This window comes from Bacteroidota bacterium, from assembly GCA_018266835.1.
Classification (GTDB): domain Bacteria; phylum Bacteroidota; class Ignavibacteria; order Tepidaquicellales; family Tepidaquicellaceae; genus JAFDZO01.
The window spans coordinates 360,348-380,871 of the sequence record JAFDZP010000004.1; the positions used below are offsets into that span (position 1 = coordinate 360,348).

General features: G+C 36.4%; 23 protein-coding genes and 2 tRNA genes. 13 read left to right on the forward strand and 12 right to left on the reverse strand.

Annotation, left to right across the window (positions count from 1 at the left end; genetic code table 11):
- Positions 1–25 precede the first annotated feature (25 nt).
- The 5 genes from JST55_12765 to efp all read right to left on the reverse strand — a co-directional run bounded on the left by JST55_12765 (position 26) and on the right by efp (position 3,982).
- Complete coding sequence (locus tag JST55_12765; protein MBS1494381.1) at positions 26–817, reverse strand: SDR family oxidoreductase; 792 nt, start codon at positions 815–817, stop codon at positions 26–28.
- An 11-nt stretch (positions 818–828) separates the two neighbouring features.
- Positions 829–1,371: a hypothetical protein gene (locus JST55_12770; protein MBS1494382.1), complete on the reverse strand. Its 543-nt coding sequence runs from the start codon at positions 1,369–1,371 to the stop codon at positions 829–831.
- Positions 1,372–1,412: 41 nt separating this feature from the next.
- Positions 1,413–2,747, reverse strand: coding sequence for an acetyl-CoA carboxylase biotin carboxylase subunit (accC, locus tag JST55_12775; GenBank protein ID MBS1494383.1), 1,335 nt, complete (start codon positions 2,745–2,747; stop codon positions 1,413–1,415).
- A gap of 76 nt (positions 2,748–2,823) precedes the next feature.
- Positions 2,824–3,300 carry an acetyl-CoA carboxylase biotin carboxyl carrier protein gene (locus JST55_12780; protein MBS1494384.1) on the reverse strand — a complete coding sequence of 159 codons (477 nt, stop codon included), beginning with the start codon at positions 3,298–3,300 and terminating at the stop codon, positions 2,824–2,826.
- Between the two features lie 118 nt (positions 3,301–3,418).
- Positions 3,419–3,982 (reverse strand): elongation factor P, encoded by a 564-nt coding sequence (gene efp / locus JST55_12785; protein MBS1494385.1) that lies wholly within the window; start codon positions 3,980–3,982, stop codon positions 3,419–3,421.
- A 236-nt stretch (positions 3,983–4,218) separates the two neighbouring features.
- Here efp and gap point away from each other — a divergent pair, with 236 nt between their 5' ends.
- Positions 4,219–5,211: a type I glyceraldehyde-3-phosphate dehydrogenase gene (gene gap, locus JST55_12790; protein MBS1494386.1), complete on the forward strand. Its 993-nt coding sequence runs from the start codon at positions 4,219–4,221 to the stop codon at positions 5,209–5,211.
- 191 nt (positions 5,212–5,402) lie between these two features.
- On the opposite strand, the gene JST55_12795 is transcribed toward gap, so the two are convergent.
- The 3 genes from JST55_12795 to JST55_12805 all read right to left on the reverse strand — a co-directional run bounded on the left by JST55_12795 (position 5,403) and on the right by JST55_12805 (position 6,576).
- Positions 5,403–6,188 (reverse strand): hypothetical protein, encoded by a 786-nt coding sequence (locus tag JST55_12795; GenBank protein MBS1494387.1) that lies wholly within the window; start codon positions 6,186–6,188, stop codon positions 5,403–5,405.
- Positions 6,189–6,361: 173 nt separating this feature from the next.
- Positions 6,362–6,435 (reverse strand) — tRNA-Cys (locus JST55_12800).
- A gap of 68 nt (positions 6,436–6,503) precedes the next feature.
- Positions 6,504–6,576 (reverse strand) — tRNA-Gly (locus tag JST55_12805).
- A 158-nt stretch (positions 6,577–6,734) separates the two neighbouring features.
- Between JST55_12805 and JST55_12810 the strand changes: the two genes are divergently transcribed.
- The 12 genes from JST55_12810 to JST55_12865 all read left to right on the forward strand — a co-directional run bounded on the left by JST55_12810 (position 6,735) and on the right by JST55_12865 (position 15,817).
- Positions 6,735–6,947: a hypothetical protein gene (locus JST55_12810; GenBank protein ID MBS1494388.1), complete on the forward strand. Its 213-nt coding sequence runs from the start codon at positions 6,735–6,737 to the stop codon at positions 6,945–6,947.
- Positions 6,948–7,037: 90 nt separating this feature from the next.
- Positions 7,038–8,264 carry a hypothetical protein gene (locus tag JST55_12815; GenBank protein ID MBS1494389.1) on the forward strand — a complete coding sequence of 409 codons (1,227 nt, stop codon included), beginning with the start codon at positions 7,038–7,040 and terminating at the stop codon, positions 8,262–8,264.
- A 21-nt stretch (positions 8,265–8,285) separates the two neighbouring features.
- The gene (locus JST55_12820) at positions 8,286–8,810 is read left to right on the forward strand and encodes an ATP-binding protein (protein MBS1494390.1); all 525 of its coding nucleotides are present in this window, start codon (positions 8,286–8,288) and stop codon (positions 8,808–8,810) included.
- Entirely contained in the window at positions 8,801–9,232 is a 432-nt protein-coding gene (locus JST55_12825) for a hypothetical protein (GenBank protein MBS1494391.1), read from the forward strand. The genes JST55_12820 and JST55_12825 overlap by 10 nt, the downstream gene beginning before the upstream one ends.
- A 27-nt stretch (positions 9,233–9,259) precedes the next feature.
- Positions 9,260–9,820, forward strand: a complete 561-nt coding sequence (locus tag JST55_12830; protein ID MBS1494392.1) for a DUF4256 domain-containing protein — start codon at positions 9,260–9,262, stop codon at positions 9,818–9,820.
- 32 nt (positions 9,821–9,852) lie between these two features.
- Entirely contained in the window at positions 9,853–10,509 is a 657-nt protein-coding gene (locus JST55_12835; GenBank protein ID MBS1494393.1) for an FMN-binding negative transcriptional regulator, read from the forward strand.
- Between the two features lie 8 nt (positions 10,510–10,517).
- Positions 10,518–10,997: a DUF1801 domain-containing protein gene (locus JST55_12840; GenBank protein MBS1494394.1), complete on the forward strand. Its 480-nt coding sequence runs from the start codon at positions 10,518–10,520 to the stop codon at positions 10,995–10,997.
- Positions 10,972–11,559, forward strand: a complete 588-nt coding sequence (locus JST55_12845; GenBank protein MBS1494395.1) for a YdeI/OmpD-associated family protein — start codon at positions 10,972–10,974, stop codon at positions 11,557–11,559. The genes JST55_12840 and JST55_12845 overlap by 26 nt, the downstream gene beginning before the upstream one ends.
- A gap of 136 nt (positions 11,560–11,695) precedes the next feature.
- Complete coding sequence (locus JST55_12850) at positions 11,696–12,925, forward strand: hypothetical protein (GenBank protein MBS1494396.1); 1,230 nt, start codon at positions 11,696–11,698, stop codon at positions 12,923–12,925.
- Positions 12,926–13,466: 541 nt separating this feature from the next.
- Positions 13,467–13,988, forward strand: coding sequence for a DoxX family protein (locus JST55_12855; protein ID MBS1494397.1), 522 nt, complete (start codon positions 13,467–13,469; stop codon positions 13,986–13,988).
- A gap of 78 nt (positions 13,989–14,066) precedes the next feature.
- The gene (locus JST55_12860) at positions 14,067–15,008 is read left to right on the forward strand and encodes a hypothetical protein (protein ID MBS1494398.1); all 942 of its coding nucleotides are present in this window, start codon (positions 14,067–14,069) and stop codon (positions 15,006–15,008) included.
- Positions 15,005–15,817 (forward strand): hypothetical protein, encoded by an 813-nt coding sequence (locus JST55_12865; GenBank protein MBS1494399.1) that lies wholly within the window; start codon positions 15,005–15,007, stop codon positions 15,815–15,817. The genes JST55_12860 and JST55_12865 overlap by 4 nt, the downstream gene beginning before the upstream one ends.
- Here the strand turns inward: JST55_12865 and JST55_12870 are convergent.
- The 4 genes from JST55_12870 to secD all read right to left on the reverse strand — a co-directional run bounded on the left by JST55_12870 (position 15,768) and on the right by secD (position 20,501).
- A complete protein-coding gene (locus JST55_12870) occupies positions 15,768–17,045 on the reverse strand; it encodes an adenylosuccinate synthase (GenBank protein MBS1494400.1) in 1,278 nt (425 codons plus the stop codon). The genes JST55_12865 and JST55_12870 overlap by 50 nt on opposite strands.
- Positions 17,046–17,152: 107 nt before the next feature.
- Positions 17,153–17,458, reverse strand: a complete 306-nt coding sequence (locus JST55_12875) for an STAS domain-containing protein (GenBank protein ID MBS1494401.1) — start codon at positions 17,456–17,458, stop codon at positions 17,153–17,155.
- 17 nt (positions 17,459–17,475) lie between these two features.
- Complete coding sequence (gene secF, locus JST55_12880) at positions 17,476–18,414, reverse strand: protein translocase subunit SecF (GenBank protein MBS1494402.1); 939 nt, start codon at positions 18,412–18,414, stop codon at positions 17,476–17,478.
- Between the two features lie 53 nt (positions 18,415–18,467).
- Positions 18,468–20,501: a protein translocase subunit SecD gene (gene secD, locus JST55_12885; protein MBS1494403.1), complete on the reverse strand. Its 2,034-nt coding sequence runs from the start codon at positions 20,499–20,501 to the stop codon at positions 18,468–18,470.
- Between the last annotated feature and the right edge of the window lie 23 nt (positions 20,502–20,524).

Genomic DNA, 20,524 nt, shown 5'->3' on the forward strand with positions numbered 1-20,524 from the left:
CTGATTAAAATCTAATAAAACCTTATTAAAGCTCTACGATACTTTCGCCGCCTGCTAACTGAATTGTATTACCTGTAAGCCAGGCCGAATCCGATTTATAATTATCAACTATGAACTGTGCGATATCTTCAGGAGTAGTTAATCTCTTCGAAGGATTTCTTTGTAATGCATTTGCAATGATTGCATCCGCTCCCGGAATTTTATTTAATGCCGGAGTAGAAGTAACGCCTGCGCAGATTGCATTCACTGCTATTCCTTTTCCGCCAAGCTCCATAGCAAGCTGTCGTGTATATGATTCAAGACATGCCTTAGCTGCGGAGACAACTCCGTAGTAAGCAATTTGTCTTGTTCCGCCGGATGAAGTCATGCTGTATATTTTACCTCCTTTAGTCATTAAACCTCTTCTCATCATTCCCTGTGTCCAGTACACAAAGCTGCTTGCCATAACATCTAAAGTCATTTCAAGCTGCTTTCTGTTTACTTCGTTGTTCGGGTCGTCATCAATAAATTTTTTGAGCGAGCCGAATGCAAGCGAGTGAACCATTACTCTTATTGTAGAATCTGAATCGCCGAATTTTTCTTTAATCTTATCAAGAATTTCATTTCTCTTTCCGTCATCAGCAGCATTAACATTGTAAAAATCTGCTTCAACACCCATGCCCTTTATATCAGCGATCTGCTGATTTACATCATCCATAGTTGAAGCTCTGTCTAAATGAACGCCGATTATATTCACGCCGTCCTTAGCAAGTGCCAGTGAAATTGCTTTTCCGAATCCGCTTGATGCGCCGAGTATTAATGCATAATATTTAGTCATTAGAAGGGTATTTATTTTGATTTAATAGCTATTATAGTCATAATGAGACTTATTATAAACAGAAAAATCATCACGACCATGAAGGCAGATGACGTCCAGAACCCTGCTACAAGTCCCCAGATTATAAAAATCCAAATGATTGATACGACAAAGAATAAATTCCAGCTAAGCAGAAGTGACTGTCTGGTAGAACGTTTTTTGTGAAACGATTTGAAAAGCGTAAGCACAAATATGAAAAAGAAAAATCCGAGTCCGCCTGCTGAAAGTAAAATGTAAATGAAAAGCTTCGTATTAGTAAGAGTATTCTCCGATACGGGAGCAGTAAGAACAGAATCGATTTTCTTTACCGTATCTATCGGTGTAACAGGTGGAGCTTGTTGTTGCGGAACAGTCTTATTCGTATCAATTGAAAGCGGATTTACTTTCGATGTATCAGTTTTCTGTCCTGCAGTTGTCTGCTTTTTAGTGGAATCAACTTTAGTCGGGAGATTTGGTTTCCCGATTGAAAGCTGAGTTAAACATAATAAAAAAATTACTGCAAATATTTTAAGCATGGTTTTCAAGTTTCTTGCAAATTTCTATTGTGTACGTAAATTTATATTCCAAGTTTTTCAATAAAGCTTGTATCGTAATTATTATTTATGAAGTCTTCGTTCTTCATAATTATCATGTGGAAAGGAATAGTAGTTTTAATTCCTTCAACAATAAATTCCTCAAGCGCACGTGACATTTTTTTTATCGCTTCTTCTCTTGTTCTTCCTTTTACTATTAATTTCCCGATCATCGAATCATAATAAGGCGGAATTCTGTATCCGTTATAACAATGTGTATCAACACGTACGCCAAAACCGCCGGGCTGATTTAATGCTGTTATTAATCCCGGAGATGGTCTGAAGTTATGTTCGTAATCTTCTGCGTTAATTCTGCACTCCATTGCATGGCCTTCGAATTTTATTTCGCCGAGGTTAAGCTCTTCACCGTTTGCAACTCTTATTTGTTCTCGAATTAAATCTATTCCTGTAATCTCTTCCGTTACGCAGTGCTCAACCTGAATTCGTGTGTTCATTTCCATGAAATAAAAATCTTTGTTTTTATCTACAAGGAATTCAATTGTACCTGCGCCGATGTAATTCACGGCTTTAGCTGCTTTAATTGCAGCCTCGCCCATCTTCTGACGGATTTCAGCATTGATAAAAGGAGAAGGGGACTCTTCAATTAATTTCTGATGTCTTCTCTGAACGGAGCAGTCTCTTTCACCGAGGTGAATGACATTCCCGTGTTTATCGCCTAAAACCTGTATCTCAACGTGTCTTGGATTTTCAACAAACTTCTCAATATAAACATCGTCATTACCGAAAGCATTCTCTGCTTCAAGTCTTGCCTGCATATAATTTTTTTCAACGTCTGCAAGATCTCGAACAATACGCATACCTTTTCCGCCGCCGCCTGCTGATGCTTTAATCATAAGAGGCACGCCGGTTTTCTGAGCGACTTCAAGCGCTTCTTCAACACTGTTTACAACTCCTGTGCTTCCCGGAACAACAGGTACTCCTGCTGCAATCATAGTATCTTTTGCAAAGGATTTGTTTCCCATTGCATTTATCATATCAGGAAGCGGTCCTATGAAATTTAATTTTGAGTCTATACATATCTCTGCAAAGTCAGCGTTTTCAGCTAAGAAGCCATAGCCCGGATGAATAGCGTCTGCATTGGTAATAGATGCTGCAGAAATTATTCTCGGAATATTTAAGTAGCTGTCCTTGCCCATTGCGCCGCCGATACAAACTGCTTCATCTGCAAACTTTACATGCAACGAATCCTTATCTGCATCTGAGTAAACGGCAACGGTTTTAATTCCCATCTCTTTCGCAGTTCTAATTATACGTAACGCTATCTCGCCGCGATTGGCAATGAGTATTTTTTTTATCATTATAAACTTTTCTGTTTGGTTGAAAGAATTAAAACTTAACTCTTAATCTAATTCTCTTAATCTAATTCTTTTTTGCTTAATTTTTTTCAATTAAGAATAACGGCTGATTGTATTCAACCGGCTGACCATTTTCAACGAGAATCTTTATTATTTTTCCTGATACTTCAGATTCGATTTCATTCATTAATTTCATGGCTTCTATAATACATAAAACACTTCCTTCACCGACTGAGCTTCCGACCTGTACGTATGCATCTGCATCAGGTGACGGCGCGCGGTAGAATGTTCCTACCATTGGTGAACGGACTTCATATGAATTTTCTGATTTAGGCGCTTCAGCTGGTTTTGCATCTGATTTCTTCTCGATTGAAACCTGAGTTTCAGAAGAGGCAGGAGCTTGCATCATTTGCATAGGAGCAGCGGACATCATTCCTGTTACTTTTGGTCTTGGCTTGGATAATCTTATTTTGCTTCCCTGTTCTTCTATTTCAAGCTCTGCAAGATTGCTTGAATCGAGCAGCTTTATTAACTTCTTTAAGTAGTTTAAATCAATTTCCATATTGGTTGTGGTTTGTCATTCCCGCGAAGGCGGGAATCCATTTATAAAAAATTTTTAAAAATGTCTAACTTTGTAATATTCCAAAACTCATTTTTGGAGTGGTTAATTTTTATTAAACTTTTGCTCTTTCGATGTAATCTCCGGTACGTGAATCAATCTTAAGGTAATCACCTTCATTGATAAAAAGCGGAGCGTTAACTGTTGCGCCGGTTTCAACTTCAACCTGCTTTGTTGCGCCTGTTGCAGTATCACCTTTTATTCCCGGAGGAGCAGATATAACCTTTAATATAACGTGCGGAGCAAGCTCGGCAGAGATCGGCTTCATACCATGGAACATTATCTGCACGGCTTCGCCTTCTTTCATAAAGTCAGCTTGCTTACCCATTATTGCAGTAGGGATGTGAACCTGATCGTATGTTTCATTATCCATAAATATCAGCTCATCGCCTTGTTTGTATAAAAACTGAAAACTTTTCTGGTCAAGACGTTCAATCTGAATTTCTTCGCCTGAACGGAAGCGATTTTCAAATGTTTTGCCGTTCTTTAAATTTCTTAATTTTACCTGATAAAATGCTCTTAAATTGCCTGGAGTTCTGTGTTCTACCGATAAAACGCTGCATAATTCGTTATTGAAATTAATCACAATGCCGTTTTTTAAGTCAGAAGTATTTGCCATTAATATATTGTATTTATTTGATTTATTAAAACTTTGTAAATATAAATATCTGCCAATTATAAAATAGGTTGGATTTCAAAAATAGGCATTTACGCACTTAAAATCAATTGAAGATTTTCAAAAACGGCTTATTTTTGATAAAAAACCCCTGTTTTTCATTGATTTTTTAAGCAATTCTTGCTAATTTTATAAACATTTCAAAAATCTTAAAATTTATTTCCGGAGGAAAAAATATAATGGCCTTAAAGATTGGTATTAATGGATTTGGAAGAATAGGACGTCTTGTCTTCAAAAGAATGTTTGAAAAAGGCGGTTATGATGTAGTTGCAATAAACGATTTAACAGATAACAAAACATTAGCACATTTATTAAAATATGATTCCACTCAGGGAAGATTTCCTGCTGAGATTAGTCATACAGATACATCTATTATTGTTAATGGAAAAGAAATAAAAGGACTTGCAGAAAAAGATCCTACAAAACTGCCGTGGAAAGAATTAGGCGTTGACGTAGTGATTGAATCTACAGGTGTTTTCACAAGCAAAGAAAAGCTCGGAATGCATATCACTGCAGGAGCAAAAAAAGTTATTCTTACAGCTCCTCCAAAAGATGAACTCGACGGAATATTAGTACTTGGCGTTAACGATGATAAGCTTACAAAGGAAATGAAAATCGTTTCCAATGCTTCATGTACAACAAACTGTTTAGCTCCGATGGTAAAAGTTCTTGACGACGCATTCGGTATTGAAAAAGGATTTATGACAACAGTTCACTCATATACAAATGACCAGGGCTTGCTTGACCAGCCGCATAAAGACTTAAGAAGAGCAAGAGCAGGCGCAATCAATATTATTCCTACATCAACAGGCGCTGCAAAGGCAGTAGGACAGGTTCTTCCTCATTTAAAAGGAAAGCTTGATGGCTTCTCATTAAGAGTGCCTACACCTGACGGTTCAATCACAGACTTTGTTGCTGTATTGAAAAAAGATGTTACAAAAGATGAAGTGAACAAAGCAATGAAAGCTGCGTCTGAGTCTTCATTAAAAGGAATAATAGAATACACAGTTGACCCGATTGTTTCTACAGATATAATCGGAAACGACCATAGCTGTATTTTTGATTCTCTTTCTACAATGGCAATCGGAAATCTTGTGAAAGTAATCGGATGGTATGATAATGAATGGGGTTACTCATGCAGAGTTGTTGACTTGATGGATAGAATGGCATAAGATATTTGCTGTTAAAATTTGTCTTTCAGGATAATCTCCTGAACATAAAAACAAAAACGAAAAAAGGTTATTCTGAGTTTCAGAGTAACCTTTTCTTTTTATACTCTTGTCATTCCCGCGAAGGCGGGAATCCAATCATGTCCCAAAACGACCCTGAAAGGATATAAACATGTCAGGTCTAAATCCCTCAATCAATAATATACCACACATCCTTTTTCTTTCAGTTCATCAATCCACTCAGGTAATTCAAGCTCTGCATTCCATCGTAAATCGAGCTTTTCAAGTCGTAATGTCTTTATGCTTTCAGGAAGGTAAGTCAGTTTATTATTTCTTAAATCAAGATATTGTAATCCTATTAACTGAGAAAGACTTTTAGGAACCGAAATAAGATGATTATTTCTTAAATTCAGTTCGTTTAATTTCTTTAACTTGCCAATCGATTTTGGCAGGAACTGAATATTATTATCTTCAAGAATTAATTTGCGCAGACTTGTCATTTCTCCAATATCATTCGGCAGTTCTTTCAGATTATTTTTATTCGCATGCAGCTCATGCAGATTTTTCAATTTACAGATTTCATCAGGCAAAACTTCCAGATAGTTATTATAAATGCGAAGCTCCAATAAATTATCCAGCTCTCTGATTTTTTTAGTAAAAGAATTAATCTTGCTGAATGAAGTATTCAAATATAATAGTTTTTTCAGATTGCCAATGGAATCGGGAACTGAAGTAAGATTCAAATGACTCAGATATAAAAATTTTAAGTTAACAAGATTACCTATCGAATCAGGTATTTTTGAAACCGGATTATTAGTAATATCCAGAATCTGAAGCGAAGTTAAGTCGCCTATATTTTCAGGAATAGAAGTCAGTCCGTTGCCGTCAAAATAAAGCAAATGTAAATCTTTAGCTGTGAAGACTTCGTTTGGAAATTCTTTTAATTCTATGTGGCGGAATGAGAGCTTATTTTTTTGCATAAAACATAGATAAATTGACCTGACAGGTTTTTAATCCTGTCAGGTCTAAATGGAGTTATAAAAAAGCTTTAATATAAACTTATAACAATTATAAATAAATTTACTTGTGAAGAACGTGCATAAATAAAAAAGACCTGACAGGATTAAAAACCTGTCAGGTCTGGCTTATCTTGAGGTGTGGGTCAGATTCGAACTGACGAATGAGAGTTTTGCAGACTCTTCCCTTGAGCCACTTGGGTACCACACCAGAATTTATATAAACGAAAAAGCCGTTCAGGTGAACAGCTTTCCGAAAGAACTTATTTATGTCTGCTGAGCGGGAAACGGGACTCGAACCCGCGACCCCAACCTTGGCAAGGTTGTGCTCTACCAACTGAGCTATTCCCGCATAATTTATAAATATATTTTATTTGGATTTTTTATTCAAGTCTATATTTTGCCATTTTAACGAATTTATTAAGATTAATTATAAATAATTGTATTTGAAATTTGACTATTAATATTTAATTTTACCAAAGTTTTTAAAACCTCAAAATTCTGGTACAAATGGACGAAGTAAAAACATCTTCACACACAATTTTCCCACCGGCAGGTTCATGGGATAACTCAAGCGAGAAATCACATTCAATTTTCCCACCGGCAGGTTCATGGGATGCTGCAAGTGAAAAATCACATTCGATTTTTCCACCGGCAGGCTCATGGGATAATGCAAACGAAAAATCACATTCGATTTTTCCTCCTGCAGGCTCCTGGGAATAATATTTCCTGAAAATACAATTTTTATCTGAGTCTTGAATCTGTATACAGGTTCAGGACTTTTTTATTTAACATACCTTCAATCAAAATATTTTGGATAGAAAAGAATTAATAAAGCTTAAATGCGATCTGCTCATTAACGGATTACGCCTGAATGAGCTAAGAAAAGATTTAGTTGAAACCCAGGGATGGGATAAGGAACGGGCTCAGTGTTTTCTTCCCGCAGAATTAAAAATGCCGTCGGAAGTTTTCGTTCAAATAAGAGAGAACTCTGAAGCTAATTTTAGATTAAGAATATTTGAAGACAAGCTCTTCATTCAGGACAAGGCAAATAATAAAATTACTCCTGCTGACTTTGTATCGCTTCCTCCATTCTCAAAAAATTTCACAAACGATTTAACTCCGTTTGAAAAAATTGTTGTATATAACGGAACATGTAACCTGAACTTTACATGGAATTACTATTGCGATTACTTCCGCACAAAGCAAGAATGCAAATTCTGCAATCTTACTCCCGCGCAGGATTTTTATCCCGAAGAAAATATTTCCAACGCACGAAAGAATGCAGCGCAGGTTGCCGATGTAATTGCTGCGGCAAAACAATTTCATCCTGATCCGAAATCTATTCTGACACGCGGCACTCCTGCGGAGAAGCAGGGACTTGGCGGCACGATTCAGATATTAGAAGAGCTTGCTACACGCTTCCCCTATAAAAATGATAAAGAGAGAACAAAAGTTTTAATGACGATATCTCCAACTCAGGATATCAACGACGTAAAAACAATTTATGATTTAGGTCTTCACAGTATATCATATAACTTTGAAGTATTTGATAAAGGTTACTGGAAGGCAATTGTTCCCGGTAAAGATTCTTTCATAGGAAGAGACTTATGGGAAGAGTCATTGATTAAAGCAGTTGATTACTACGGACCGGGCAGAGTTTTTTCAGCAATGATTGCAGGGCTTGAGCCGAGAAAATCTTTACTTGAAGGAGTTGAGTGGTGCGCCAATAGGGGAATCGTTCCTATAGTTGTTCCTTTCTCGCCCGAAACCGGCAGCGCATTCGAAGGCTTCCGTCCGCCCACATACAAATGGATGATGGATACTCATTTAATGGCTGCAGATATTATGCTTAAAAAACTTCCGTTGCTTGGAACTGAAGAATACTGGAAAGAAGATGCGCCCATTTGCGCAGAGTGCTTTACAGGAGGATTTATCTATGACATCGTAAAAGAAAATGCAGGACTTACCGATTATCATTCATGCAATGTTTTGAGCAAAGAAAAGTTAGTTCCGGAATCAGCAGAAAAAACTGCTTAATATTTTTATAGTCGATAAACATTGAGAATCGCAGTATCAGGAGCTCACAGAACAGGGAAGACAACACTGATTGAAAATTTACGTGAAGCTCTTCCTGATTACGAATTTAGGGAAGAAGCTTATTATGAATTAGAAGAAGAGGGATTTTCTTTTTCTGATGTCCCGCGTTATGAAGATTATTTAATGATGCTGGAATATTCAATTGAGCAGATTTCTTCTAGCGGGGATAATGTAATATTTGACAGGTGCCCAATTGATTACTTTGCTTATTTGCAATCTGTAAGCAAAAGCAATAATGATGAGATACATTCTATATATAACAGAGTTCATAATACAACGAATGAAATTGATCTTGTTGTGTTTCTTCCTATAGAAAAAAATGATTTGATAGGATGCTCAGAATCAGAATTACCTGAATTAAGAACCGAAGTAGATGAAAGTATAAAAGAATTGATACGAGATTTTAACCTGAATATTATAGAAGTAACAGGTGCTCCGGACGTAAGAACTAATAAAGTAATCTCATCAATAAAAGCATGGAAGTAATTAACGAAAATTTCCAAATAGACATTTACGGATTTTCCGGAACGGCTGCAAATAAAGATTACGTCGGGACTGCTTTTAAACTTATGGATAAAATGTGGAAGGTGGTTAAATCCAATAACATAAAAAATAAGGGACTGAATGTTATAGTTTACGGTGAAAACAATGAAGTTTTTGCCGGTGTAGAGCTTGAAGAAATTCCTGCTCAAAGTACTGGACTTGAAAGAAAAAATATAACGCTTAATAAGTATGCTTATCATAAACATATTGGTCCTTATAATTTAATAAAGCATGCAGGGCAGAGCATGCGAGATGAAATTCATAGCAAAGGATTGGAAACATGTATGCCTTACATTGAAATTTACGGACACTGGAACAGCGATGAATCAAAATTAGAGACTGAGCTTTTTATGTGCTTAAAATAAAAACACTTAATTTTTTATCATATTTATATGGCAAAAAAACAGTTAACACCAAAACTACAGGAAGATATTCTCAAAATATTGAAAGAACGTTTTGAGAAAAACATGAACCGCCATAAAGGAATTGAATGGGAAAAAGTTCAGGCAAGACTTGAAGCTAAACCTGAAAAAATATGGTCACTTAATGAAATGGAAGTTACAGGTGGTGAGCCTGATGTTGTATCATACGATAAAAAGACAGGTGATTATATTTTTTATGACTGCTCGGAAGAAAGTCCCAAAGGCAGAAGAAGTTTATGTTATGACCGCGCAGCATTGAATTCAAGAAAGGAACATAAGCCGAAAAATTCCGCTCTTGATATGGCAGCAGAAATGGGAATAGAAATTTTGGATGAAGAACAGTACCGTGAGCTGCAGAAGCTTGGAAAGTTTGATATGAAAACATCGAGCTGGATAAAGACTCCGGATGATATAAGAAAGCTCGGCGGTGCATTATTCTGTGATTACCGATATGCCACAGTGTTTGTATATCACAACGGCGCAGAATCTTATTATGCTGCAAGAGGATTCCGCGGATGTTTAAGAGTTTAAAAATGAATCTGAATTAAATTGTAAAATTTACTATGTACGACTTACCATATCATAAAGAAAAAAATGAACAAGTAGTTAAAGAATTTATTGCAAAATATCCTTTTGCTTTTTTAACCGGAGTTGACTCAGAAAACAAACCTGTTGCGACACAGATACCTGTTTTCATTGAAGAAAAGGCCGGCAGAAAAATATTGCGTGGCCATATCATGAAAAATACTGACCATCACAAAGCCTTTCTTCACAATGAAAATGTGCTGGTAGTTTTTACGGGGCATAGCACCTATATAAGCGGTACCTGGTACAGTAATCCTCACACCCCATCTACATGGAACTTTATGAGTGTGCATGCTAAAGGCAGTATAAAATTTCTGGATGATGAAGCATTAATAGATGCGCTTCGTATGGTGTCTCTTCATTTTGAAAATTACAATAAAGACTCAGCAACAATTTATGATAATCTTCCGGCGGAATATACAGCAAGATTAATGAAGGCAATCGTCGCATTTGAAATTGAAATAAAAGAGCTTGATACGGTTTTCAAATTAAGTCAGGACAGAGATGCTGAAAGTTATAAGAATATAATCGAACGTTTAAAGCAGCAGGATGAATCAGGACAGGTGATTGCGTCTGAGATGGAAAAAAGATTTAATGAAGTATTTCCTGAAGAATCGAATTCAAACAAACAATAATTTTTTATATGGCTGAGAAAAAATCTAAGAAAGCTGAAATAAAAACAAAAGAAAACTCTGCCAGCGTAGAGGATTTTATAAACAACGTTGACGGCGAGCAAAAACGAAAAGACAGTCTGGTAATTCTTGATATGATGAAAAAAGCAACGAAGGAAGAGCCGAAAATGTGGGGAGGTTCGATCATTGGTTTTTGTAAGGAAGTATATAAGAGTCCCGCTACAGGAAGGGAAGTTGACTGGTTCCGCATAGGATTTTCGCCCCGTAAAGCAAATCTCACTTTATATTTCATGGGCTTTGGTCAGCATGAAGAGTCTCTTAAAAAACTCGGCAAATATAAAACCGGCTCTGGATGTTTGTATATTAACAAACTTGAAGATATTGATATAAAGGTTTTGAAAAAAATGATAGACTCGACTGCAAAAACAAATTTAAGCGAGTCAATGAAGTCAATAAAAATCAAAGATGGAAAAAGCAAATCCAAAAGTTGACTGGTATTTCAATAAAGTCAGGAAGTGGCAGGAAGAATTAAAAGAACTAAGAACTATTGTTCTTGACTGCGGACTTACTGAAGAATTGAAGTGGGGACATCCGTGTTATACGCTCGGGAAAAGCAACATTGTTCTAATTCATGAATTCAAAGAATACTGCGCGCTGTTATTTATGAAAGGCGCTTTAATGAAAGACGCAAAAGATATTCTTGTTCAGCAGACTGAAAATGTTCAGGGAGCGAGACAGATACGCTTTACAAATCTCAAAGAAATTGTTAAACTGAAATCCACTATCAAATCATATATAAAGGAAGCAGTTGCAATCGAAAAGGCAGGATTGAAAGTGGAAATGAAAAAGACTTCTGAATATAAGATCCCCGATGAATTTAAAAATGAACTGAAAGAAAACTCCGAACTTAAATCGGCATTTGAAGCATTGACACCGGGAAGACAAAGAGGATACCTTCTTTATTTTTCATCTGCCAAGCAATCAAAAACACGTGAAGCAAGAGTGAAAAAATATATTCCGCATATTATAAACGGTAAAGGATTGGATGATTAATGAAAATGGAACAGACGACAAAAAATTCAACGTTGATAAATGTTTCTCACAATTTAAACGTAAATCAAATAAACAATTTTAATATTTTAATCATAAGACCTGACTGCATTTAAAACAAATCAGGTCAAAATAATTTATGACATTAGACGAAGCAATAAGATTAAAAACAGAATTACTTATAGAGGGACTTACACTTACCGATGAAGCAATGACTACAGTCGGGCAGGGCGGAATGGAAAAAGTTTTCTGGGTATTCGAAATGACTCAGGCAACACATAAAGGAACAGGTGACGGTTCACGTCCGCTTCCAAACGATATGCTTTTGCCGTATGATTTGTATGTCGATGTGCGATACAGCCCTAAGTCACCATTCAAGGTTCATAAGAGCGGTGATGCAGTTGTTCTTATGAAGAATAATGTTGAGATCTGTGAAGTGCGTTGGCCGAACAGACCTCATTACTACGGGAAGAAAACCCGCAGCGGCGAGTGGATGAAAAAAGTTGCTTCAATGCGCGGCGACTGCGGACTACGTGTTTGCTTTGATAATGCCTGCACATACTTCGGTAAAAAAGAGCAGTGTAAATTCTGCAATATCGTGCCTGCAAGACAGAGAAATAAAGACCACGTTGTAACAATAAAGGAAGCTGAAGATATTTATGATGTGGTGAAGGAAGCGATAATTGATAATCCTGTCTGCTCGCACCTTGCAATGACGGCAGGCGCAGCGAAAGATGACGGTCTTGGGAATCTTCCTGAGATATTGGAAAAATTAAAACCGCTCTTAGCGCAAAAATATTTCCCGATAGTAACTGCCATAACTGCAACAAGAAATATAGAGGAAACACAATATTTATGTTCCACAGGAATAAGTTCAGTCGCATTTAATCTTGAAATATGGGATGAGAAAATTTTTAGCGAGATTTGTCCCGGAAAGACAAGAAGGGTAGGAAGAGAAAGATGGATTCAGTCATTAAAAGAAGCCAGAGATTTATTAAAACCTGCAAGAGCATTAAGTTCATTCGTTGTGGGACTTGAACCGATGGAATCAGTTTTAGCAGGAATAAATTATTTATCTACGGAAGGAATTTTTCCTATTATGAGTCCTTTCATCCCGATGGTAGGAACTGAATACGAAGGCAAGGAGCCGCCGAAAATTGACTGGGTATGGGATGTACATGAAAAGGCAACAGAGATAATTTATAAAAATCTTCCTGATGCATTCTGCGATGAGATATGGGACGGCGATATCGGCATCTGCCCATCATGCACAACGACGAAATTATTTTTTGATTTCATGAGAAGAATAGTTCCGAGAGATAATCCGAGAAGGATAATGTCGCCGGAAAGTGTAAGTGCAATAGCGTAAAGTTTATAACCATAATCATCCTCGTTCCGATGTTATCAATTATCAAATCCCGCTTTAGCGGGACGTAAGCGTCGGAACGTTAAATACACAAACCATTCCAAAAAATAATTTTCATCCCTACTAATAGGTAGAATTCATTTTGTAAAAAATTTTCTTATATGTATTTTTACATTGTGAGAAATGTTCTTGCTATGTCATTCCCGTTCCGCAATATGTGGGGGATAAACTCCGGTGGAAATCCATCTAAAATATAATGTGACAATAATGTTACAATGTAATGTTGCGATGCGGGGCATGGAAACGAGAAAGCTTTTTTTATTTTGAAGTCCCGCCAAGTCGGGATGAAAACAAAATCCGTCAAAAACCCATCAATTCAGAAAAATAAAAATAACCGTTATTGTTTTTACAACATCGGGCAACATATCCCGCTGAAGACGGGACTGAGCTCCGATCAGAAATGCGACATTAATGCGACTTTATTAGTAAATTTTCAGTTGAATGAATTGAAACTTTTCTATAAGTTTTACTATATAATAAAACTATGAGACTATTTTTCAAAGCAAGAGGCGACGCCTCGTTTGGTTTATTGTTAATCCGTTTAACTCTCGGCAGCGTTTTTCTGATTGCCGGAGCTTCAAAGGTTTTACATCTTCAGGAATTTATAACGGCAGTCCAGAAAATGGGTGTGCTGCCCGAGAACGTTGCATTCATTTTCGGATTTATGCTTCCGTTTGTGGAAATGCTCTTCGGCGCCTTATATATAATAGGATTTCTTACACCCGTAACTTCCTTCGTTCTTTCAATGCTGCTCGTTAGTTTTTTGGTTACATTGAAAAACGATGCGGAAATACCGTTCACTTATAACTGGGTATTTCTTGCCTGTACAATTTGTACAATGTTTTCCGGTGCAGGGATAATTTCTTTCGATGCATTTCTTGACAAGAAGAAAAAAACTGTAGCGATTCCTGTTACTCCGCCACCGCCTCCAGTGATTGTTGAAGAAAAGAAAATTCAGATTATAGAGCCGATTGAAGTAAAGGACGAGAAAATTGATATCCACTAATCAGTTTAATTTTTATTTTCTTTTTTGATATATTATTATATATTGTAAGTAACTGTAAAACAAAAGAGGTGAGGTCTTTTGAAAAACAGAAATACAATAAGTATATATCATTTCATTAATTACAATAGAAATGATTTATCGGATTATATCAAAAGGCTTGGAAAGCTTAGACCTGTTGTCTGCTTTGATTTAGAAGACAGTGTTCAGGACTTGCTGCATCCCAAAAGAAATTCTGCATTAAAAATTATTGCCCGAAAAAAACTGCTGGAGATTTTCAACAGTTGTAATTTTCCCGATACTAAAATCGGAATAAGATTAAATTCTTTCCATTCCTCAGAATTCATTTTAGATATAAAATTACTTTCTGAATTAAACAAGATTGTTCATATTAATTCACTTCTTATTCCTAAATCTGAAAGCAACAGCGATGTGGAAAAATTAACTTCGATATTATCTGATTTGAAAATAGAAGTTGATGAGGTAATCCCGATCATTGAAACACAGAAAGGATTTGAAAATCTTCAATCAATGCTTGAAAATAAAAGTGAGAAAGTAAAACAAATAGCGTTCGGTCATTGTGATTTTAATATTGATAAAAATATATTTCCTTTTCATCATCAGAATTCCAGAGAGTACTGGAACTGGGTAAAAGAGTTTCTGAGTATATTGGAATCGCATAATATTGAATTTGTAAATTCACCATATCTTAAACTCAATGATTCATATTCGTTTAACTCGATGCTCTCAAAATTAAATCATTTCTGTAATGGTAGCTTCGGGCAGATTTCATTGACGTATAAACAAACTGAGTTATGTTCAGAATATGATTCATCTTATAAAGATCTTAACGGCTTTGATAAAAAATTAACAGGTGTAGAAATTTCAGAATATGCGAAAAGGATAATTGATGATTTTGAATCAAATAATAAAAGCAAAGGATTTTCGGTAACATCAGCTAACAAAACTTTGATTTCTCCCCATGAATATATTTCAGCTAAAAAATACTTAAGGGAAGCATGATGGAAATTAATATAACGATAGTAGGAGGATGTTTCCCGGTGCAGAATAATATTCCGAAGGAAAAGCTATATCATCAGATTGTAAAAAAAGAGTTAAAAGAAAAATATAATGTTGATCTGAAAATTAACATCATAAGATATGAGAGATTTGCGATGTGTTTTGAAAAAATTTCAGACCACTGCAGTAAAAATCCTGTTGATGCGTTGTTGTTTCACATCCGTACAGAACAATACTTAAGAATTTCAAAATTGTTCTATAGCTATTGTGATTCTCATGGAAAGTTAAGAAGAGAATTGAATCTTCCGATATTCGATAGAATACCTCCGGAAGTACATGAAAAACTTTTAGCCAATATGCCTAAGCCAAGTGATTATAAAGAGAGGCAGAAATTTTTGAATAAACTGAAAATTCATCTGAATTATCTCGGAGGAAGTATAATAGGTAACAAAAGTTATGCACTAAAACAATATGAAGACTTGTTTAATAAAATTGTAGACTTCTGTAAGTTGGAAAACATAAAATTGATTGTTGCGGGTCCCGCATCCAGACCTCATTTGAATATTGAAAACAAATTAACAGAAGAGCTTGGTTCTTATTTTGAAAAGAAATCAGAGAAGAGAAACACACCGTTTCTTAATCTAAGCGGTGTGAAAAATACAAAAGGTGATAATTTGTTTTTTGAGAACGGAATTCATGTAAGTGAAGCCGGACATAAAAGAGCTGCCGGCTTACTCTCACAAAAATTACTGGAACTGTTTCCTATTTTATTATTAAGCTCTCTCGTTCAGGACCAACTGATATATACTTGATTGAATATCCGATAAGCTCTTCAATTGTATTTATATATTTCCGGGCATTTGCAGGAAGCTCATCAAATTTTCTGCATTTGGTAATATCTTCATCCCATCCTTCAAGCTCAATGTACTCAGGCACTGCCTTATCAAGCAGGGGATTTAACGGAAATGTTTTTGTACTCTTGCCGTCTATATTATAAGCAGTACAAATTTTTAATGTCTTTGAACCTGATAGACTGTCAAGTTTTGTTATGGCAATTTCATCTGCTCCCTGTACATCAGCGCCGTATTTACTTGCTACTGCATCGAAGTGTCCTATTGTTCTTGGTCTGCCTGTAGCCGCTCCGTACTCGAATGCAATCTCACGAAGGTTGTGTGCGTCTTCATCATTCATGCGAGTTACAAACGGTCCCGCGCCTACGCAGGTGGAAAATGACTTCATTACACCTATGACTTTATCAATCTTCTTTGTTAGCAATCCTCCGCCTATGGGAGCGAATGCAGCAAGAGTGCACGAAGAAGTTGTAAACGGATAGATGCCGTAGTTTATATCGCGGAGCGAACCAAGCTGTGCTTCGAACATAATTTTCTTCCCGTCCTTAGCGGCGTTGCTAAGAAGCTCAGTAACATTGCAAATATACTTCTTAACTTTTTCACCGTACTTGTTGAGCCATGCCATGGTTTCATCGACTGTAATTTCTTTATCGCTTTTGTACAGACCTTTGATAAGTAGATTTTTCCATTCGACTAATTCTTCGACCCGTTTTCTTAATTCATCCGGGAAGAAGAGTTCACCGAGCATTATGCTTTTTTTCTGATATCGTTCGCCGTAGGCGTATGCAATTCCTTTTTTAGTTGAGCCGTATGCTCCAGCGCCGAGACGTTCTTCTTCAAGTTCGTCTTCAAGTCTGTGAAACGGAAATGTTATCGTTGCGCGCTCTGATATTCTGAGATTGGAGCAGTCGATGCCTGACTTTTCAAGCTCTTCAACTTCGTTGCAGAAAGCTTCTATTTCTATGACTGTGCCTGTGCCTAAGATGTTTGTTACTTTGGGATTGAATATTCCCGATGGTATTAAGTGTAGTTTGAATGTGCCGAATTCGTTAACGACTGTATGCCCTGCGTTGTTGCCGCCCTGGAAGCGGACGACGTAATCAACATCCTGCGCGAAGTAGTCTACCATACGTCCTTTGCCTTCATCGCCCCATTGTAAACCTACAAGAACTGTAATTTGATTATCCATATATATTAATTTTTGAGCAAAAAAAAATCTTCAACTTTGCAGTTGAAGATTTTTATAGTTATAAAAATTTGAACAAAAAATTCAAATCAATTTTATTTGAAGATTTTTTACAAACCGAATACTGAATCGAGTTTTGTAATTCTGAATACATTTAAAATCTTATCGTTGAGATTAACTAAACGTAAATCTTTGTTAACGGATTTAACTTTCTTATAGCATGCAATCAGGATGCCCAGTCCTGAACTGTTAATAGAATTTACATTGCTGAAATCTATTTCAATATCTTTACAGTCAGTGTTTAATTCTGAGTTAACGATAGTATTCAGGTCGTTAAGGTTTGTTAAACCAATTGAATCATCTTTAATCAGAATGCTAAGGGAACCGTTGTTATATGTTTTTTCGAATGTTTCCAAAAAGATATATGTTAAAATTATCTGGCTAATTTTGCTTTTGCGCTGAGCTTATCCATTACTCTGTGTTTGTAGTCAACAACAATTGCACTCGCTACGAAAACAGAAGAGTATGTACCTGTAATAATACCTACTCCAAATACAAAAGAAAATGCTCTATTTACTTCACCACCGAATATAAATAAAACAAGGATTGTTAAAAATACTGTACCGCCTGTGATAATTGTTCTGCTTAAAGTTGCATTCACAGAGTGGTTCATTATTGCTTCAATATCTTCGTTCTTGTGAATCTTTACGTTTTCTCTTATTCTGTCGAAGATAATAACCGTATCGTTAACAGAGAAACCTACGAGTGTAAGGAACGCCGCTAACATCTGCTGATTGAATTCAAGTCGTATGCTTGGCACTAAGAAGTCAATGATAGCAACTACTGCAAGTGTGATTAAAACATCATGGGCAAGAGCTACAATTGCACCGAGAGCGTATATAAACTGAAATCTGAAAGCCAGATAAACAAAGATACCGATAAGAGATAAGATAACTGCATAGAATGCATTCTTTCTTAACTCGGCACCGATTTTCGGACCTACTTTATCTATTCTCTGAACTGTGAAGTTGTTACCTGCAAATTTGCTTTTTACTGCAGTCTGAATTTTATCAGATACTGTTGTTCCTTCTTCCTGCATAGGAGTTCTGAGCAGAATGTCTTTATCGCTTCCCATGGTTTTAATTTCCATACCCGGAAAACCTGATTCATCCATTGTGCTTCTTAGGTCGCCGACGTTTACATCGTTAGCAAATTTCAACTGAATTTCTGTTCCGCCCTGAAAGTCAATTCCGAGTGGAATTCCCTTTGTGAACAATATTCCCAATCCTATTACTATAATAGCAATCGAAAGAAGATAGAATTTTCTTCTCTTTCCAAGGAAGTCTATATTTGTGTGCTGAAATAATCTCATTTACTTGTATTAAAAATTGTCTAAAAAATTTTAAAATTATATTTAATAGTATATTATCCGAAACTTGGCTCTTTGCCTTTTTCAATCATTATATCAAATATGAAGTGCGTAATTACGATAGCTGTGAACAAGTTTGCAACTAAACCGAATAACAATGTTAATGCAAAGCCCTGAATAGGTCCTGTTCCGAATTGATATAATATTAAACCTGTAATGATACTTGTTACGTGAGAGTCAAAAATAGCTGAGAAAGCTTTTTTGTATCCGACTTCCAGCGCTGTTTTTAACGGCTTGCCTGTTGCAAGTTCTTCTCTTATTCTTTCAAAGATAAGAACGTTTGTATCTACAGCCATACCGAGCGTCAGAATCAAGCCTGCAATACCCGGCACTGTTAAAGTTGCCTTTAACGAAGCCATGATTCCAAGTATGAAAAGAACGTTGATTACAAGCGCTACGTCAGCAACTGTTCCGCCGACTCTGTAATAAACTATCATAAATAATGCTACAAGTATCAAAGCAGCAAGTGATGAGAATATACCTGCTTTAATAGAGTCTTCTCCGAGCGATGGCCCGATAGAACGCTCTTCAATAATCTTTACAGGGGCAGGTAATGCGCCGGCTTTAAGCACAATTTCAAGAAGCTTTGCTTCCTGAATATTTGCCATTCCTTCGATTTGTGAATTACCGCCTGAAATTTTTCCTCTTACTACAGGAGCAGAGAATACTGCATTATCTAAAACGATTGCAATTCTTTTTCCGATGTTTGAACCTGTGATTCTTGACCAGTCGGCAGAACCTTCAGTGTTCATTTCCATTGTTACAACTGGTGTATTGTTAGTCGGGTCGATGTTAGCTCTTGCATTGGTAATAACTTTACCTGTTAACTCAGCATCTTTTTTGATTGCGTATAATGTGTAGATCTTTCCTTCAGGTGATTCAACTGTTCTGTTGCCCCATGCAAAGGTCATATCTGACGGGATAACTGCTTTAACATCTTCTCTTGCAAGCAATCTGTCAACTTTATCTTTATCAGCTTCTCTTACATAACCGTCTGCAACACCTGACTGCTGATTTAACTGAACAAGTGTGAAGAAAGGATATTTTGCTTTTATCTCTTCTTCAGATAATTGTTTGTTAGTATCTGCAGGAGTTGTTGTATCTGCTTTTGTTATTGCGCTGTCTTTCTTTGTCTTTGTTGTATCCTTTTTAGTCTTAGTGGTATCTTTTTTATCGACAACTTTTTTATCAGTTACTTTAGTAGAATCTTTTTTATTCTTTCCGGCTGTTTCGTTCTTTGATTTAGTAGTATCTGCACTTGTTAATGAAGTCTTATTCTTTGTAGAATCCAAAGTATTTGTCTTCAAAGAATCTTTTACAGTGTTAGTGGTATCTTTGTTTCCTACCATAACATTGTTGATAGCTTCCATCACCTTTACAGTGCTTTGAGCATCTTTTACCAGCTTGAACTCCAGCATTGCAGTTCCCTGTAAAAGTTTTCTTACTTCTTCCTGATTGCTTACGCCCGGAAGCTCAACGATGATTCTGCTTCCGCCGATTTTTTGAATCTGCGGTTCGGCAACACCGTACTGGTCAATTCTGTTTCTTACGATTTCAACAGCTCTGTCTAAAGCTCCGTCGATTTCATCTTTTAATTTTTTATCGACGTCTTTTTCCTCATCACGGATTTCTCCGTAATAAGATTTTAAACTAAGACCTTTTGCCTGAAGCTTTTGTTTGAAAGTTTCAAAAATTGCTTCATCATTGCCTTTAGTAGCTTCTTTAGTCTCATTGAGAACAGCTGTCAAAGTTGCGTCTTTCTTTTTTGCAAGATCTTCCAGCAGTTTTACAATGTCTACATCAAGTACAACATACATCCCGCCCTTAAGGTCAAGACCAAGCTTTATTCTTTTGTCTCTGGCACTCTTCAGCTTTTCTCCGTTTTTATCAACGAAGTCAATGCTGTCCTGTCCCGTTTTACCCTTTAACTCCTTGCTCAGGTTATAATCCTGATAAGTAGGATAGAGGAAGTAAAGCGACAAAATAATAAGAAAAACGGTGAGAACGATTCTCGTAAGATTCTTCTTCAAGTTATATCTCCGGTATTAATGGT

Coding starts and splice junctions, on each gene's coding strand:
- accC (MBS1494383.1), bottom strand. CDS start 2,747: ATGATAAAAAAAATACTCATTGCCAATCGCGGCGAGATAGCGTTACGT.
- JST55_12855 (MBS1494397.1), top strand. CDS start 13,467: ATGAGACTATTTTTCAAAGCAAGAGGCGACGCCTCGTTTGGTTTATTG.
- JST55_12835 (MBS1494393.1), top strand. CDS start 9,853: ATGTACGACTTACCATATCATAAAGAAAAAAATGAACAAGTAGTTAAA.
- JST55_12770 (MBS1494382.1), bottom strand. CDS start 1,371: ATGCTTAAAATATTTGCAGTAATTTTTTTATTATGTTTAACTCAGCTT.
- JST55_12825 (MBS1494391.1), top strand. CDS start 8,801: ATGGAAGTAATTAACGAAAATTTCCAAATAGACATTTACGGATTTTCC.
- JST55_12840 (MBS1494394.1), top strand. CDS start 10,518: ATGGCTGAGAAAAAATCTAAGAAAGCTGAAATAAAAACAAAAGAAAAC.
- JST55_12830 (MBS1494392.1), top strand. CDS start 9,260: ATGGCAAAAAAACAGTTAACACCAAAACTACAGGAAGATATTCTCAAA.
- JST55_12810 (MBS1494388.1), top strand. CDS start 6,735: ATGGACGAAGTAAAAACATCTTCACACACAATTTTCCCACCGGCAGGT.
- gap (MBS1494386.1), top strand. CDS start 4,219: ATGGCCTTAAAGATTGGTATTAATGGATTTGGAAGAATAGGACGTCTT.
- JST55_12850 (MBS1494396.1), top strand. CDS start 11,696: ATGACATTAGACGAAGCAATAAGATTAAAAACAGAATTACTTATAGAG.
- JST55_12870 (MBS1494400.1), bottom strand. CDS start 17,045: ATGGATAATCAAATTACAGTTCTTGTAGGTTTACAATGGGGCGATGAA.
- JST55_12765 (MBS1494381.1), bottom strand. CDS start 817: ATGACTAAATATTATGCATTAATACTCGGCGCATCAAGCGGATTCGGA.
- efp (MBS1494385.1), bottom strand. CDS start 3,982: ATGGCAAATACTTCTGACTTAAAAAACGGCATTGTGATTAATTTCAAT.
- JST55_12845 (MBS1494395.1), top strand. CDS start 10,972: ATGGAAAAAGCAAATCCAAAAGTTGACTGGTATTTCAATAAAGTCAGG.
- JST55_12865 (MBS1494399.1), top strand. CDS start 15,005: ATGATGGAAATTAATATAACGATAGTAGGAGGATGTTTCCCGGTGCAG.
- secF (MBS1494402.1), bottom strand. CDS start 18,414: ATGAGATTATTTCAGCACACAAATATAGACTTCCTTGGAAAGAGAAGA.
- JST55_12795 (MBS1494387.1), bottom strand. CDS start 6,188: ATGCAAAAAAATAAGCTCTCATTCCGCCACATAGAATTAAAAGAATTT.